The organism is Micromonospora radicis, assembly GCF_003583405.1.
In the GTDB taxonomy this organism is placed as follows: domain Bacteria; phylum Actinomycetota; class Actinomycetes; order Mycobacteriales; family Micromonosporaceae; genus Micromonospora; species Micromonospora radicis.
Genome location: NZ_QXEC01000006.1, coordinates 103,043 through 119,100, shown reverse-complemented (window position 1 = coordinate 119,100; position 16,058 = coordinate 103,043). Strand labels below are relative to the sequence as shown.

Below are 16,058 nucleotides of genomic sequence, written 5' to 3'. Positions count from 1 at the left end.
CAGCAGCCGACCCGGCGGGTCGGACCATCCGAGATTCCATCACGCCGCTCCGGAAAGAGAAAGCCCAGGTTGGCCCCAGCCGGCGGTGTGATGAGATGTTGATGCAATTTGATCGCGGTCCGTCTGTCCGGAGTTACTGGAAGTAATGAAAACCCCGCACCGAGTCGTCCTACTCGCTGGCCCTTCAGGCTCCGGAAAGTCGTATATAGCGCGACAAACCGGCCTGCCGGTGCTCTGTTTGGACGACTTTTACAAAGAGGGTGATGACCCTACGTTACCGCGACGGAACGGGCAGATCGACTGGGAGTCGCCCGATTCCTGGGACGCCCAAACAGCGGTGGAGGTCATTGCTCAACTGGCTCGACATGGTCGGGCAGACGTGCCGGTCTATGCGATCAACGAGGACCGCCGGGTGTCCACTCGGCGGTTCGAGCTGGCCGATTCGCCACTTTTTGTGGCCGAAGGGATCTTCGCTGCCGAGATCGTCGAGGAATGCCGACGACGGGGCCTGCTCGCCGGGGCGTACGCGCTGCGCCGGCCACGTGGCGCCACCTTCCTCCGGAGGCTCGCCCGCGACCTCGCCGAGCAGCGCAAGGGCCCGCAGGTGTTGCTGCGCCGCGGGGTGGCGCTGCTGCGCACCGAGCCCGCGGTGCTGCGCCGGCAGACCGGCCTGGGAGCGGAGGCGGCCCGGGGTCGGGAGGTGCTCCGCCGGGTCGCGCACCTGCTCGCCGCCGGTCACCCAGCCCGGCGGTGACCCCGACGGCCGGATGGCGTCACCCCAGCAGCTTCGCGTACGCGGGTTTGATCACCTCGTCGATGATCTGAAGCCGCTCGTCGAACGGGATGAACGCGCTCTTCATCGCGTTGATGGTGAACCACTGCACCTCGCGCCAGCCGTAGCCGAACGCCTCGCAGAGCAGGGCCATCTCCCGGGAGACCGAGGTGCCGCTCATCAGCCGGTTGTCGGTGTTCACGGTGACCCGGAACCGCAGGTCTCGCAGCAGGCCGATGGGGTGCTCGGCGATCGACGCGGCGGCACCGGTCTGCACGTTGGACGACGGGCACAGCTCCAACGGGATCCGCTTGTCCCGCACGTACGCGGCCAGCCGACCCAGCACCGGCTCCGGGCCGGGGGCGATGTCGTCGACGATGCGTACCCCGTGACCGAGCCGATCCGCCCCGCACCACTGGATCGCCTGCCAGATCGACGGCAGCCCGAACGCCTCACCGGCGTGGATGGTGAAGTGGAAGTTCTCCCGCTGGAGGTACTCGAACGCGTCCAGGTGCCGGGTGGGCGGGAAGCCCGCCTCCGCACCGGCGATGTCGAAGCCCACCACCCCGTGGTCGCGGTGCCGCACGGCCAGCTCGGCGATCTCCTGCGAACGGGCCGCGTGCCGCATCGCGGTCAGCAGCGTGCCGACCCGGATCGGCGTACCGGCCTCGGCGGCGAGCGCGGCTCCCTCCACGAAGCCGGCCAGCACCGCCTCGACCACCTCGTCCAGCGTCAGGTTCCGTTCCAGGTGCTGCTCGGGGGCGTACCGCACCTCGGCGTAGACCACCCCGTCGGCGGCGAGGTCCAGCGCGCACTCACGAGCCACCCGGCGCAGCGCGGGGGCGGTCTGCATCACGGCGACCGTGTGCGCGAACGTCTCCAGGTAACGCTCCAGCGAGCCGGAGTCGGCCGCCGCCACGAACCAACGGCCCAGCGCCACCGGGTCGGTGGTGGGCAGCTCGTGGCCGACCTCGGCGGCCAGTTCGACGACGGTCGCCGGTCGCAGACCGCCGTCCAGGTGGTCGTGCAGCAACGCCTTCGGTGCCTTGACAAGGTCCTCGTACCGCAGACTCGTGGTCATGGGTCGACCCTAGTCCCCGCCGCCGCGCGGGCACCGGACCGGTAGGGACAATGGCCAGGTGAACGCAGCAGGACCGGACCCGCGAGTGGTCGACCGACTGCGCTGCCCGGTCTGCCGTGCGGGGCTCGCCGCAGCCTCGGTGGGCACCGGCCACGCGCTGCGCTGCCCGCGCCGGCACAGCTTCGACGTGGCCCGGCAGGGCTATGTCAACCTGCTCGCCGGCCGCGCCCCACACAGCGGGGACACCGCGGAGATGGTCGCCGCCCGCACTGACTTCCTGGCCGCCGGTCACTACGACGTCATCTCCGCTGCCCTCGCCGACGCCGGCATCGACGACGCGGGCGGCGGGCACCCGCTGGTGGTGGATGCGGGCGCGGGCACCGGTCAGCACCTCGCGGCGGTGCTGGCGGCGGTGCCGGCGGCCGTCGGCCTCGCCCTGGACATCAGCAAACCCGCGCTGCGGCGGGCCGCCCGGGCCCACCCGCGCGTCACCGCGGCGCTGGCCGACACGTGGCAGCGGCTACCGGTGGCGGACGCCTCGGCGGCGCTACTGCTGAACGTCTTCGCGCCCCGCAACGGTGCCGAGTTCCGCCGGGTTCTCACCCCGACCGGGCGGCTGCTGGTGGTGACACCGGCCACCGACCACCTCAACGAGCTGGTCGCCGCACTCGGCCTGCTCCGGGTCGACCCGGCCAAGGCGGACCGGGTGGCGGCCAGCCTCGCCGGACACTTCGCCGAGGAGTCGAGCACCCTGCACCGACGGGTGTTGACGCTCTCCGGCGCGGAGGTGGCCACGCTGGTCGGTATGGGTCCCAGCGCCTGGCACACCGACCCGGCGGGGTTGGCCGCCCGGATCGACGCGCTGGGCGAACCGGTCCGGGTGACCGTTGCGGTCCGGCTCGGGGTGTACCGTCCGGCCTAGGTGGAGAGATCGACTTCTTCCCAACCGGGCGGTTCGTCGTGGTACGGGCCGCGCAGGACCACCGCCCACTCCAGCGCCCACCGGCGCTGGCCGATCGCGTTGGCGTCCACCAGGCCGGGCAGGCTGCTCCCGGCCCGGCCCACCTCCAGGTACGCCCAGTCCAGGCAGTAGTGCAGGTCGAGCAGGGCCGCCGCGTCCGCCGGGTGCTGCGGCGCGGCCAGGATCCGCGACCGCCACCGCCCGAAGGTCTCCCCCTCGACGATGTTGGGCAACCGCTCCACCAGCCGCTCGTCCGCCGGCATGGTGGGGTCGAGCTGCTTGGTCAGACCGAGTACCCAGGCCAGCGAGAAGAGCGCGTCGTGATGCAGGACGAAGGAGCGGTGGTCGCCCTTGGCCCCGGTGACGAACTGGAATTCCGGCGGGGTGACCATCTCCACCAGATGTGAGGCGAGCAGCCAGCTCATCGCCGCCTGGGGTGGCATGCCGAAGCAGCGGGCCAGGATCAGGTGCAGCACCGCGATGCGGGCCTCGATCTCCCCCGTCGGACGCAGTTCGATCTCGTCACCCGGCTCCCAGACCAGCGGAAACTGTGGTGGCGGCAGCGGCAGCCGAAGCCGGGACAACTCCTCCAGGCTGGCCTCACGCACTTCCCGGGGGTCCGGGGCAGGAACGGTCACGGCAACATCCCTGTCTGCTCACCACGTCCGAGCGCCGACGGTCCCTCCTGGCCTGCGAGGATAGCGGTCCGATCGGCCCGGCACCATGGGGTCGGCAAACCGGCAGGTCACTCGACGCGATCGAGCACCAACGGCCTCGGGTCCGGCGGCCGTACGTCGACGGTCACCGCCCGAGCCGCCTCCGCCAGCGCCGCCGGAAGCAACTCCGCCCGGTCGGCCCGCAGTTCGTAGAGGGATTCCCCGGCCCGCACCGGGTCGCCCGGACGCTTGTGCAGCAGCACTCCGGCCGGCACGCTCACCGGGTCCTCCTTGCGGGCCCGGCCCGCGCCGAGCCGCCAGGCGGCCACCCCGATGGCGTACGCGTCGACCGTCGCGACGTACCCGTCGGAGTCGGCGCGCACCACCTCCACCTCGTTCGCCTCGGGCATCGGCGCGTCCGGGTCGCCGCCCTGTGCCCGGATCATCGACCGCCACACGTCCATCGCCCGGCCGTCGCGCAGCGCGGCGGCGGGATCGGCGGCGGAAAGCCCGGCCGCGTCGAGCATCTCCCGGGCCAGCGCCAGGGTCAGCTCCACCACGTCGGCGGGGCCGCCACCGGCGAGCACCTCCACCGACTCGGTCACCTCGACACCGTTGCCGATGGCCCGACCGAGCGGGGTGGACATGTCGGTGAGCAGGGCGACGGTCTTCACCCCGTGCGCGCCGCCCAGCTCCACCATGGTCCGGGCCAGCTCACGGGCGTCGTCGACCGACTTCATGAACGCGCCGAAACCGACCTTCACGTCGAGGACCAGCGCACCGGTCCCCTCGGCGATCTTCTTGCTCATGATCGAGCTGGCGATCAGCGGGATCGCCTCGACGGTGCCGGTGACGTCGCGCAGCGCGTACAGCTTGCGGTCGGCGGGAGCGAGTCCCGACCCGGCGGCGCAGATCACCGCGCCGATGTCGCGCAGTTGGGCGGTGAACTCCTCGTTGCTGAGCGCGGCCCGCCAGCCCGGGATCGACTCCAGCTTGTCCAGGGTGCCGCCGGTGTGCCCGAGCCCGCGTCCGGACAGCTGCGGCACCGCCGCGCCGCAGGCCGCCACCAGCGGGGTGAGCGGCAAGGTGATCTTGTCGCCGACGCCGCCGGTCGAGTGCTTGTCGACGGTCGGCCGGGCCACGGACGACAGGTCCAGCCGTTCGCCACTGGCGATCATCGCGGCCGTCCACCGGGCGATCTCCGGCCCGGTCATCCCGTTCAGCAGGATCGCCATGGCCAGCGCCGACATCTGCTCGTCAGCCACCGCCCCCCGGGTGTACGCGTCCACCACCCAGTCGATCTGCGCGTCGGACAACACCCCGCCATCCCGCTTCGCGCGAATCACATCAACCGCAGCAAACCCACTCATCGTCGAGTCCCATCCCTCCACAAGTCGCCACCCGCCCACGCCGATCCCACTGAACCCGTCGTCCCGCAGCAGACGCAGAAGCCGCACACCCGTCGGGCCGGGGGCCGACCGTGCCCGGCGCAGGGATCAAGCCTGACCGCCCGGAGCCGGGCACGGTCGGCCCCCGGCCCCAACATCAACCACCCCAGCGAACCGGAATCTCCGCAGGCGGCTCACCCTCACCCGCCCAGAAGATGGTGCCGGACGCGTCCACCACCACCACCCGGGGCGTACGCGCCAACCCCCAGGTGATCGCCTCCGCGGAGTCGGCCCAGCTCGGCCCCTCCTCCAGCACCCCGGTCTCGGCGCCCACCTCGTCGCCGGCCGAGCGCTCCCAGTAGGCCGTCCAGACCTGCTGTCCGGCCGACAGGTCGGGGTGGACGAAGACGGTGCCCCGACCACGCCAGGCGGCCAGCCGGTCCGGTACCACCGGAACGGGCTGCTCGCCGGTGACCGCCTCGATGTCGGCCACGTCGAAGGCGTGCGGCAACAGTTCGGCCATCCGCAGCGGGCCGCCCTTGGCCTCGATCAGGCACTCCGGGCCGCCCTGTTCCCAGAGCAGCTGCCGGCACCGTCCGCAGGGCATCAGCGGTTCACCGGTGGCGTCGACGCAGGACAGCGCGACGATCCGGCCGCCGCCGGTGGCGTGCAGCGAGGAGACCACCCCGCACTCGGCGCAGAGCACCACGCCGTACGCGGCGTTCTCCACGTTGCAGCCGACCAGCATCCGGCCGTCGTCGACGAGCGCCGCCGCGCCCACCGGGAACTTCGAGTACGGCACGTACGCGTGCCGCATGACCTCGGTGGCCGCCGCCCGCAGCCGCACCCAGTCGATCTCCATGGTGTACCCCCCCGGATCAGCCCTTGATGTACGGCTTGCCGTCGGCGGCCGGCGCCCGGACCCGGCCGACCAGCCCGGCCACCGCCAGGATCGTGGCCAGGTACGGCAGCATGGCCAGGAACTGGCCCGGAATGATGCTGTTGATCGCGCCCAGGTAGGTCGCCAACTGGTCGGCGAAGCCGAAGAAGAGCGCGGCGAGCAGCGCCCCGGTGGGGCTCCACCGGCCGAAGATCAACGCGGCCAGGGCGATGAAGCCCTTACCACCGATCATGTTCTTGGTGAACGAGAAGAGCGCCAGCGTGTACGACGCACCGCCGATGCCGGCGACCGCGCCGGCCAGGATGACGTTGCGGTAGCGCAGCCCGAGCACCTTCACGCCGAGGGTGTCCGCCGCCGTCGGGTGCTCACCGACCGAGCGGGTCCGCAGCCCCCACCGGGTACGGAACAGCGCGATGTGGATCACCAGCACCAGCACCAGGGCGAGGTAGAGGAAGATGTTGCCCCGGAACAGCGCCGGGCCGAGCACCGGGATGTCCGACAGCAGCGGGATCTCCCAGTTGCCGAACCGGGGGGCGCTGTTGTAGCGGGCCGCGTCGGTCTGCATCAGCCGCTCGTAGAGGAAGCCGGTGATGCCGAGCGCCAGCAGGTTGAGCACGATGCCCATGACCACCTGGTCGACCAGGTAGCGGATGGAGAACACGGCCAGCAGCAGGGAGATGAACGAGCCACCGACGGCGGCGGCGACCAGACCCACCCAGACGCTGCCGGAGATGCTGCCGAACAGGGCGCCGCTGAACGCGCCCATCAGCAACTGCCCCTCGATGGCCACGTTCACCACACCGGAACGTTCGCAGAGCACACCGGCCAGCGATCCGAAGATCAACGGCAGGGCGAGCAGGAAGGTGCCCCGCACGATGTTGACCAGCGGCATGAAGTTCTGCCCGGTCGGCGCGGCGGAGACCTGCCAGCACAGGAACGACAGCACGAAGGCGACCAGCCCGACCGCCAGCGCCGGGACGAACCAGCGTTTCGGCAGGCCGGCGAGCATCGCGGCACCGGCGGCCAGGGTGATCAGCCCGAAGACGATCGCCCCGACCGTGCCGTTGACCTCCAACGCGGCCCCGGCGGCGTCCTCGCTGAGCGTGAAGCGGGCCTGCTCACCGGTGGCGAGCGCACCGAACAGCACGGTAGCCAGCAGGCCGAGGGCCAGCAGCACCAACCCCACCTTGCGGGTACGGGTCCAGAAGCCCTCGTCGACCGGCGCGACCGCGACGTCGGGAACAGCCGTGGTGGACATGCCTCACCAGCCCTTCGCGAGGCTCGTCTGCAGCCGGGCGGCCCGCGCGGCCCGGAGCTGGAAGATCGCCTTCACCAGGGCCGGCGCGGCGATGAAGATGACGATCAGCGCCTGGAGCACGGTGACCAGCTCCAGCGAGATCCCCGAGTACGACTGCATCCGGTTGCCGCCGGCCTGCAACGCCCCGAACAGCAGCGCGGCCATGGCCACCCCCCACGGTTTCACCCGGCCGAGCAGCGCGACCAGGATGCCGTCGAAGCCGATCTGGGCGACCACCAGGGGAGTCAGCGCGGCGGCGGTGGTGCCGAGCACCATCTGCGAGCCGCCGAGCCCGGCCAGGACCCCGGCGAAGACCATGACCAGGACGTACGTCCGGGTGACGCTGATGCCGGCGGTACGGGAGGCGTCCGGGTTGGCGCCCACCGCACGCAGCTCGAAGCCGAGCGTGGAGCGGTTGAGCAGCCAGGCGACGGCCCAGGTGGCCAGCACCGCCAGGATGATGCCCGCGTGGGCCCGCAGCCCGTCGCCGAAGAGGCGGGGCAGTTGGGCGGAGGCGTCCACCGGTCGGCTGATCGCGTCGGTCCGGTTCGGGTCCTGCACCCCGTTCTGCACGATCAGCCAGGTCAGGAAGTAGACCGCGATGTAGTTGAGCATGATCGTGTTGATCACCTCGTGGGCGCCGGTGCGCGCCTTGAGGATGCCCGGGATGAAGCCCCAGATGGCCCCGCCGATCGCGCCGGCCAGCACCGCGACCAGCAGGTGCAGCCCGGGCGGAAGCGGCAGCAGGAAACCGGCCAGCGCGGCCAGGACGACGCCCATGATGGCCTGCCCCTGTGCGCCGATGTTGAACAGACCGCCCCGGAAGGCCAGCGCCACCGACAGGCCGGTGAAGACCAGCGGGGCAGTGTAGGTGAGCGTCTCCGAGATCGGGCTGAGCGCGGCGTTGACGGTGGTCGCGCCCGGGTCGAAGACGGAACCCTTGAACAGGTTCGCGTACGCCTCGCTGACCAGCGTCCAGCTGGCGTTGATCGCGTCCGCCGGTCGGGCGGTGAAGTAGGCGTAGGTGGCCAGCACGTCCGGATCAGAGATGATCATCAGGACGGCGCCGACGACCATGGCGAGGACCAGCGACAGCAGGGTCACCGTGAAGGTGTTGGCGGCCCACAGGTTCTCCACGAACAGCCGCCCCAGCGTGGGCCGCTGCTCGGGCGCGGTGGGCGTGGCGGCGGCCTCGGCCCGCTCGGTGTTGCCGAGCGTGCTCTGGGCGGCCTGCTCCTCGCTCGCCGGCTCCTTGTCGGGAGAGCCGGCCGGGGGGTTGGAGTTGGTCATGCCTTCCTGTCCTCGCTGCCTGGTCCCTCGGGAGCCGGCGCCACGCCGTCGGTGGTGGCGGCGACGTCACGGTCGGTGGTCGCCGCCGTACCATCGGCGGTCACCGTGTCGGCGTCGGTCGCCGCCGGTTCGGTCCGGTCGGTGGTCGCCACGTCACCGCGACCGGCGACCGCCGCGCCCATCGGCGAACCGCCCGTCGCGTCGGGGGTGACGCCCGCCATCAGCAGGCCGATCTCCTCGCGCGGGGTGTCCGGGCCGACGATGCCGATGATCCGGCCCCGGTACATCACCGCGATCCGGTCAGCCAGCCCGATCACCTCGTCCAGCTCGCTGGAGACCACCAGGACGGCGGTGCCGATGTCCCGCTCCCGGATGACCCGACTGTGGATGAACTCGATCGAGCCGACGTCCACGCCCCGGGTGGGCTGGGCGGCGATGAAGAGCTTCAGCGGCCGGGACAACTCCCGGGCCACGATCACCTTCTGCTGGTTGCCGCCGGAGAGGGTGCCGACCGGCGCCTGTGCCGAGGAGGTGCGCACGTCGAACTGCGCGATCCGCTCGTTCGCCGACTCGGCGATCGCATCCGGTTTGAGCGACAGACCGCGGCCGAACGGCGGCCGGTCGTAGATGTCCAGCACCAGGTTCTCCGCGACGGAGAACTCCTTGACCAGCCCGTCGACGCTGCGGTCCTCCGGCACGTAGCCGACGCCCGCCCGGAGCACCTTCTTGGTCGACCAGCCGTCGACCCGCTGGCCGTCCAGGGTGACCGTGCCGGCGAGCAGCGGGCGCAACCCCATGATCGCTTCGATCAGTTCGGTCTGGCCGTTGCCCTGCACGCCCGCGACGCCGAGCACCTCACCTGCGCGTACGGTGAGGTCGACGCCGTCGACCGCGCGGACCTGTCGGTCGTCGTCGACGACCAGGCCGGAGACCTCCAGGACCGGCTCACCCGGGGTGGCCGGGGCCTTGTCCACGGTGAGCCGGACGGTACGGCCGACCATCAGCGCGGCCAACTCGTCGCGGCTGGCCTCGGGCGAGGCGGTACCCACGGTCTTCCCGCGGCGGATCACGGTGATCCGGTCGGCGATCGCCTTGACCTCACCGAGCTTGTGGGTGATGAAGACGATCGACTTGCCGGCGGCCTTGAGCGACCGCATCACGGTCAACAGCTCTTCGGTCTCCTGCGGGGTGAGCACCGCCGTCGGCTCGTCGAGGATGAGCAGGTCCACGTCGCGGGTAAGCGCCTTGACGATCTCCACCCGCTGCTGGATGCCGACCGGCAGGTCCTCGATCACCGCGTCCGGGTCGACCCGCAGGTTGTACCGCTGCGAGACCTCGGCGACCTCGCGCCGGGCCCGGCGGCGGTCCAGGAAACCGGCGATGCCGCCGCGCACCTGCTCGGCGCCGAGCATGATGTTCTCGGTGACGGTGAAGACCGGTACCAGCATGAAGTGCTGGTGCACCATGCCGATGCCGGCGGCGATCGCGTCGGAGGGGCCGCGCAGCTTGAGCGGCTCGCCGTCGACCAGGATCTCGCCCTCGTCGGGCTGGTAGAGCCCGTACAGCACGTTCATCAGGGTCGACTTGCCGGCGCCGTTCTCGCCGAGCAGGGCGTGAATCTCTCCAGGCTCCACCGTCAGGTCGATGTGGTCGTTGGCGACCAGATCACCGAACCGCTTGGTGATGCCGCGCAGTTCGAGTCTCAGCGCAACCTCCTGGAGTGCGAAGCGATGGTGCAGCGTAGCTGCTGGTGAACGGAGCACGGCGCGGACCCGACCGGTGACGCGCCACGGCCGCCCCGGCGCGGCGGGATTACCCCGCGCCGGGGCGGCCGGATCAGATGTGGCAGGGCGCGCCGGCCGCCTGCGGTGATCGTCTCACCACAGCCGGCCGGCGACGGGTCACTTCGGCTGGGCGGCCGAGGTGACCTTGACGGTGCCGGCGGAGATGTCCGCCTTCAGCTTGTCGACCTCGGCCTTGAGCTCGGCCGGGACCTTGCTGTCGAACTCGTGGTACGGGGCGATGGAGACGCCGTCGTTGGCCAGGACGCCGACGAAGCCCTCCTCGGCGTTGAGCTTCTCGCCACCGGCGGCCTTGAGCACGGCCTCCTTGACGGCACCCGAGATGTTCTTGACCACGGTGGTGATGATCGCCGAGCAGTCCGGCGTGCTCTCGCAGCCGTCGACGTCCACCCAGATGGTGTTGTACTTGCCACCGGAGGCCTTGGCCGCGCTGGTGGTGCCGAGGCCGGCGCCACCGGCGACCGGCATGATGATGTCCGCGCCCTGGGCGACCAGCGCGTCGCTGACCTTCTTGCCCTCATCCTGCTTCTCGAACGAGTTGGTGAAGGAGCCGTTCTGGGTCGCCTTGTTCCAGCCGAGGGCCTGGACGTTCGCGCTCTTGGCCTGGTTGTAGTAGGCGACGCCGTCGACGTAGCCGTCCATGAAGATGGTCACCGGCGGGATCTTCATACCGCCGTAGGTGCCCACCTTGCCGCTCGCGCTCATCCCGGCCGCGACGTAGCCGGCGAGGAAACCAGCCTGCGCGGTGTCGAACTCCATCGGGAAGACGTTGGCCACGCCCGGGTTGGCGTCGACGATGCCGAACTGCTGGTTCGGGTTCGCCTCAGCGATCTTCTTGGTGGCGTCGCCCATCAGGCCGCCGACGGCCAGGATGAAGTCGCAGTCCTGGTTGACGTACTGGGTGAGGTTCGGCTCGTAGTCCGCCTGCGCCTTGGACGCCACGTACTTGATGTCGATGTTGCTGTTCTCGGCCTTGGCCGCCTCCAGGCCCTTCCAGGCCGAGGCGTTGAACGACTTGTCGTCGATGCCGCCGACATCGGTGACCATACAGGCGGTGTACTTCTCGCCGCCGGAGCCGGCGTTGTTGTCCTCATCCGGGGCCTCGCCACAGGCGGCGGCGCTCAGTACGAGCCCACCCGCCGCGATGATCGAGGCAATCCGCATCCCACGCACCGAGCGCAAGACGTCTCCCTTCCCATTGCACACCGCGTGGTTGCGGTGGCAGCCCTTTGAACCGGCTTGCGCCTTGCCGCCGGCGTCCCACGTTACGGACGCAGAGCGTACGCCCGCGCCCACCTGCCGAACGACAATCGTGCAGGACTGTTGGAGGCCTGTTACCCCTACGTAATGCTCGGGTGGGGCAAGTCACTCAGAGTGTCGACAGGTGGGCGCGGTAGTGCCTGGATAGTCCGTTTCCCGGGCTGGCCGGGCGACTCCGGCGGTCAGCGCCAGAAGACTGCGACGGCCGCGTTGAGCAGGGTCAATCCCACGATGGCGAGGAAGTGACCCCGGTTGACCTCGGTCCGCTTCCTGGAGAAGAAGACCATCACGAAGATCATCAGGGCGAGCACCAGCTTGACGACGAGCTTCGCCGGTGCCGGCTCGTCGCCGTCCCGCAGTGGCGCGGACAACCCAATGCCGGTGAGCAGTTGGATCACCGCACCCCAGAGCATCGCGGAGTTGATCCGGGTCTTGCCGGTCAGGTACTGGGCGATCGCGCCACCGAGCAGCAGCGCGAACCCGATCAGATGGGCGTAGAGAAGGATGAGTCGAAGTGTTTCCACCCGACCCATCCTGCCCTATCAACGACAGTTTGTAGTAGAGGCATCCGACTGCTCGGCGAGCCAGCGGGTTACACACCCCGGGCTGAGCAGAATCTGGGCGCTACGCACAGACCGGCCAGAAGCAACATCCCAAACAGGCGTGATTTCACCCTGAAATATTGATTTCAGAGTGAAATCAGCGTCCTGGCGACCACCACCCCCGCGGGCCAACCGGGTGTCTGGGGCGATCATCCGGCCAGGCTGACCGTGCCCCGGCCGGTGAAGGTGACCACTCCTGCGCCAACGTGACGTCCCCGGGAAGTTCGCACCCACGCTGCCACTCGCCCGCTGTCGTTCGTCGCCCGAAGCACGTCGGCCAACTGCTCACCGAGGACGGAGCTGGTCGAGGTGTGGCTTCCGCCGAGGGCCCGCATCATCGCACGGGTGGCCGGGAACCTAGACCCCTTCGATCGCGCAGCGTCAGCCCTTGGTGCCACCCGCCGTCAGGCCGGAGACCAGGTGCTTCTGGGCGAAGAAGAAGACCAGCCCGGCCGGGATGGTGACCAGCACCGCCGCAGCGGTCAGGTACTCCCACTGCGGGTTGAACTGCGGCACGAACTGCTGGAGCCCGTACGCCAGGGTGAACTTGTTGTCGGTCTGGATGAACGCCGACGCGTACGCCACCTCACCCCAGGCGGTGAGGAAGGTGTAGAAGGCGGTCACCGCCACCGCCGGGCGGGCCAGTGGCAGCACCACCCGCCAGAAGGTGGCGAACGGTCCGCAGCCGTCCAGCGCCGCCGCCTCGTCCAGCGAGGTCGGGATGGAGTCGAAGTAGCCCTTCAACATCCAGGCACAGAACGGCACCGCGATGGTCAGGTACGCGATGATCAGCGCGGGCATGGTGTTGATCAGGCCGAGCCGGGCCAGGATCGTGTAGATCGGCACGATCAGAATGGCCACCGGGAACATCTGGGTGACCAGGAAGACCATCATCAGCGGGCGGCGGCCGGGGAAGTTGAACCGGGACACCGCGTACCCGGTGGTCGCCGACAGGAAGATGCCGATGGCCATGGTGAACGCCGCGACGATCACCGAATTGAGGAACCAGCGCGGAAAGTTCGTCTCGGTCAACACGTAGCTGTAGTTGCTCAGGGTGGTGTCCCGGAACAGGGTCAGCTCGCTGCTCTGGATCGCGTATCCGGGCTTGAGCGAGGAGAGCAGCACCCAGGCGATCGGGCCGATCGCGATCAGCGAGGCCAGGATCAGGGTGCCGTGCAGCAGTACGGACATCGCTGGGCTGCGCCGGCTGCGCCCGGCCCGGGTCACCCTCCGGCTGTCGGCCAGGGCCGGGCCGGCGACGGCATCCGCCGTCGGCGGCGTGGCGGTGGATCGGCTCATGTTCACCACACCTCACCTTGCTTGCGCAGCACCCGCCGGTAGAACAGCGAGAAGACCAGCAGGATCGACAGGATCAGTACGCCGTACGTCGAGGCCAGTGAGTAGTTGCGGATGCCCTCGAAGGCGGCCCGGTAGGCGCCGGTCACCAGGATCTCGCTCTGCCCGGCCGGCTGCCCCTCGGTCACCAGGAAGATGATCGGGAACATGTTGAACGTCCAGATGGTGCCGAGCAGCACCACGGTCATGCTGACCGGACGCAGCCCCGGCAGGGTGATGTTGCGGAACCGCTGCCAGGCCGAGGCGCCGTCGATCTCGGCCGCCTCGTAGAGCTCGGACGGAATGGTCTGCATGCCGCCGAGCAGCGCCACCATCATGAACGGCACGCCCAGCCAGACGTTGGTGACGATGGCGGTGAAGAGCGCGGTCCACCGGTCGGCGAACCACGAGACCGGGTCGATGCCGACGGCGGTGAGCAGCGCGTTCGCCAGGCCGAAGCGCTCGTTGAAGATGAACTTCCAGGCGAATGCGCTGACGAAGGCCGGTACCGCCCAGGGCAGCACCAGCAGCACCCGGTACAGCCCGCGGGCCCGCATCGGGCGGTTGAGCATGCTGGCCAGGCCGAGGCCCAGCCCGAAGTGGCAGGCCACGCAGACGAACGTCCAGATCAGCGTGACACCGGTCCACTGCCAGAACTCGCCGACCTGGCCGGTGAGCACCCGGACGTAGTTGTCCAGGCCGATGAACTCCCACTTGTTGGGGTTGTCGGCGCAGACCTCGCCGCCGGTGATCGACCTGGTGCAGATCTCGGCGACCTGGTTGGCCTCGGTGAGGTTGGTGAAGGAGAGCCAGATCCCGCGGAACAGCGGGTAGAAGATCAGTACCGCCAGGACGATGACGACGGGCAGCACCATCGCCCAGGCGTACCAGTGCTTGTCCCAGCTGCGGCGCAGCCGGGGCGGACGAGCGGATCGGCCGGGCCGCGTGGACGACGGCGCCGGGTCGGCTGTCACGGTGGACATCAGCTGCGCTCCAGAGGAGAGATCCGGTGGGGTCGGCGACCGGGACGGTCGCCGACCCCACCGGGGGGTGCCGAAGGGTCACCGGCGCGGGGCCGGCGTCAGGGCCACAGCCCGGCCACGCCGGGCCCAGCCGACGACCAGATCAGAGCCCGTAGCCGGGCACGACCTCGGCCTTGTACTTCTTGGCGACGGCGTCCAGGGACGCCTTCGGGTCCCGGTTCTGGACCATGACCTCGGTGGCCATCTGGTCCAGCGGGCCGAAGAACTGCCCGGCCTCGGGGATCCACGGCCGACCCACCGCGGCCTCGTTGACGGCCTGGAACGCGGCGACCACGGCGTTGTTCTTCACCGAGTCGACCTGGTACGCGGAGGTACGGGTGGGCAGCAGGCCGAGCTTGTCCGACAGGAACGCCTGCGACTCGGCGGAGCTCATGAACTTGACGAACGCGACGGCGGCGTCCACCTTCTCCTGGGGCATGCCGGACCAGATCACGTAGTTGTGGCCGCCGACCGGGCCACCGGCGCGGGCCGAGCCGGCCGGCACCGGCGCGATGCCCAGGTTCTCCAGGCCGCCGAAGTCCGGCGCCGAGGAGACGTTGTTGACCTCCCACGGCCCATTGATGATCATGGCGACCTTCTGCTCCTTGAACAGGGTCATCATGGTGCCGTAGGAGTCGTTGGCGGAGGGCTTGGCGGCGGCGCCGCTGTCGATCAGATCCTTGGCGATCTTCAGCCCGGCCGCGTTCTGCTCCGAGTTGACGACGATCTTCTGGGAGCCGGTGTCGACCAGGTCGCCACCCTCGCCGTACATGAAGGGCAGCAGGAAGTAGCCGGCCGGGTTCAGGTACACGCCCTCGGCGTCGGTCTTCTCCTTGACGGTCTGCGCGGCGGTCTTCAGCTCGGCCCAGGTCTTCGGCGCCTCGCCGATCCCGGCCTTGCTCAGCAGTTCCTTGTTGTACATCAGCGCAAGGCTGTCGGTGACCTGCGGAACGCCGTAGGTCTTGCCGTCGTACGTGTTGGAGGCGAGCGGGGTCTCCAGGAAGTCCGCGGCGTCGGCGAGCAGTTCGGAGCCGTCCAGCGCGTAGAGGTAGCCCAGCGAGGCGAACTCGGGCACCCACGCCACCTCGGCCCGCAGGATGTCCGGGGCGCCGGTCTTGGCCTGCGCGGCGGTCTTGAACTTGTTCTGGGCCTCGCCGAACGGGACCGACTGGTAGTTGATCTTCACGTTCGGATAGGTCTGGTTGAACTTGGCGATCAGTTCCTTGAACGCCGGGCCCTCGTTCTGCGGGTCAGAGGTGTCCCACCAGGTCAGTTCTGCGGTGAGGGAAGCGGGGTCGACCGCGGGCTGCCCCTCGGGCGCCTTGTCCTCGCCGCCGCACGCGGCGACGGAGAGGGCGAGGGCGGCGGAGGCGAGTACGGCGATTCCCCTGGCTGTGCGACGCATGTTCGCTCCTAAGTTCCTGCCGGGTAACGGCGGGGACAGTAGCAAGAAGTTTCGTAACTAGAAACCCTTTGCGAACGGCCTTGCAACAACCGTGCTCCATCCGCAACTTTGACGATCGACAAATGTCGCCATCTGGTCATATCTCCTCGCCTGAAGTGAACGAACTCGCCGCGCCGATGACCCTCCGCGCCCCGGGAAGCGCCGATCATCCCGGCCAGAGCCAGCGTGGGTACCCACTCCCGAGCCGACGCCCGACGCGCGCTGCTCGGTTCTGCAAGCTCTTGCT

General features: G+C 69.7%; 14 protein-coding genes. 2 read left to right on the top strand and 12 right to left on the bottom strand.

What is annotated here, in order from left to right:
- Positions 1-412 precede the first annotated feature (412 nt).
- Positions 413-754, top strand: a complete 342-nt coding sequence (locus D2L64_RS27850) for a hypothetical protein (protein WP_233558864.1) — start codon at positions 413-415, stop codon at positions 752-754.
- A gap of 19 nt (positions 755-773) precedes the next feature.
- Here the strand turns inward: D2L64_RS27850 and D2L64_RS08830 are convergent, their stop codons facing one another.
- Positions 774-1,853 (bottom strand): adenosine deaminase, encoded by a 1,080-nt coding sequence (locus tag D2L64_RS08830; protein ID WP_119574229.1) that lies wholly within the window; start codon positions 1,851-1,853, stop codon positions 774-776.
- A 58-nt stretch (positions 1,854-1,911) separates the two neighbouring features.
- Between D2L64_RS08830 and D2L64_RS08825 the strand changes: the two genes are divergently transcribed.
- Positions 1,912-2,775 (top strand): putative RNA methyltransferase, encoded by an 864-nt coding sequence (locus tag D2L64_RS08825; RefSeq protein WP_119574227.1) that lies wholly within the window; start codon positions 1,912-1,914, stop codon positions 2,773-2,775.
- Here the strand turns inward: D2L64_RS08825 and D2L64_RS08820 are convergent.
- The 11 genes from D2L64_RS08820 to D2L64_RS08770 form a co-directional block, all read right to left on the bottom strand.
- A complete protein-coding gene (locus D2L64_RS08820; RefSeq protein WP_119574225.1) occupies positions 2,772-3,452 on the bottom strand; it encodes a DUF4272 domain-containing protein in 681 nt (226 codons plus the stop codon). The two genes, D2L64_RS08825 and D2L64_RS08820, sit on opposite strands and share 4 nt — an antisense overlap.
- Before the next feature lie 107 nt (positions 3,453-3,559).
- Positions 3,560-4,840 (bottom strand): thymidine phosphorylase, encoded by a 1,281-nt coding sequence (locus D2L64_RS08815; protein WP_119574433.1) that lies wholly within the window; start codon positions 4,838-4,840, stop codon positions 3,560-3,562.
- Between the two features lie 175 nt (positions 4,841-5,015).
- Entirely contained in the window at positions 5,016-5,720 is a 705-nt protein-coding gene (locus tag D2L64_RS08810; RefSeq protein ID WP_119574223.1) for a cytidine deaminase, read from the bottom strand.
- A 16-nt stretch (positions 5,721-5,736) separates the two neighbouring features.
- On the bottom strand, positions 5,737-7,017 hold the full coding sequence (locus tag D2L64_RS08805) for an ABC transporter permease (RefSeq protein ID WP_119574222.1): 1,281 nt from the start codon (positions 7,015-7,017) through the stop codon (positions 5,737-5,739).
- A gap of 3 nt (positions 7,018-7,020) precedes the next feature.
- Positions 7,021-8,346 carry an ABC transporter permease gene (locus D2L64_RS08800; RefSeq protein ID WP_119574221.1) on the bottom strand — a complete coding sequence of 442 codons (1,326 nt, stop codon included), beginning with the start codon at positions 8,344-8,346 and terminating at the stop codon, positions 7,021-7,023.
- A complete protein-coding gene (locus D2L64_RS08795) occupies positions 8,343-10,109 on the bottom strand; it encodes an ABC transporter ATP-binding protein (protein ID WP_325049903.1) in 1,767 nt (588 codons plus the stop codon). The genes D2L64_RS08800 and D2L64_RS08795 overlap by 4 nt, the downstream gene beginning before the upstream one ends.
- A 138-nt stretch (positions 10,110-10,247) precedes the next feature.
- Positions 10,248-11,312, bottom strand: a complete 1,065-nt coding sequence (locus tag D2L64_RS08790; RefSeq protein WP_119574220.1) for a BMP family lipoprotein — start codon at positions 11,310-11,312, stop codon at positions 10,248-10,250.
- Positions 11,313-11,590: 278 nt separating this feature from the next.
- Positions 11,591-11,932 (bottom strand): hypothetical protein, encoded by a 342-nt coding sequence (locus D2L64_RS08785; RefSeq protein WP_119574431.1) that lies wholly within the window; start codon positions 11,930-11,932, stop codon positions 11,591-11,593.
- Between the two features lie 459 nt (positions 11,933-12,391).
- Entirely contained in the window at positions 12,392-13,309 is a 918-nt protein-coding gene (locus D2L64_RS08780; RefSeq protein ID WP_119574219.1) for a sugar ABC transporter permease, read from the bottom strand.
- 2 nt (positions 13,310-13,311) lie between these two features.
- A complete protein-coding gene (locus D2L64_RS08775) occupies positions 13,312-14,328 on the bottom strand; it encodes a carbohydrate ABC transporter permease (protein WP_119574218.1) in 1,017 nt (338 codons plus the stop codon).
- 142 nt (positions 14,329-14,470) lie between these two features.
- Complete coding sequence (locus D2L64_RS08770) at positions 14,471-15,772, bottom strand: extracellular solute-binding protein (RefSeq protein WP_119574217.1); 1,302 nt, start codon at positions 15,770-15,772, stop codon at positions 14,471-14,473.
- Positions 15,773-16,058: the final 286 nt, after the last annotated feature.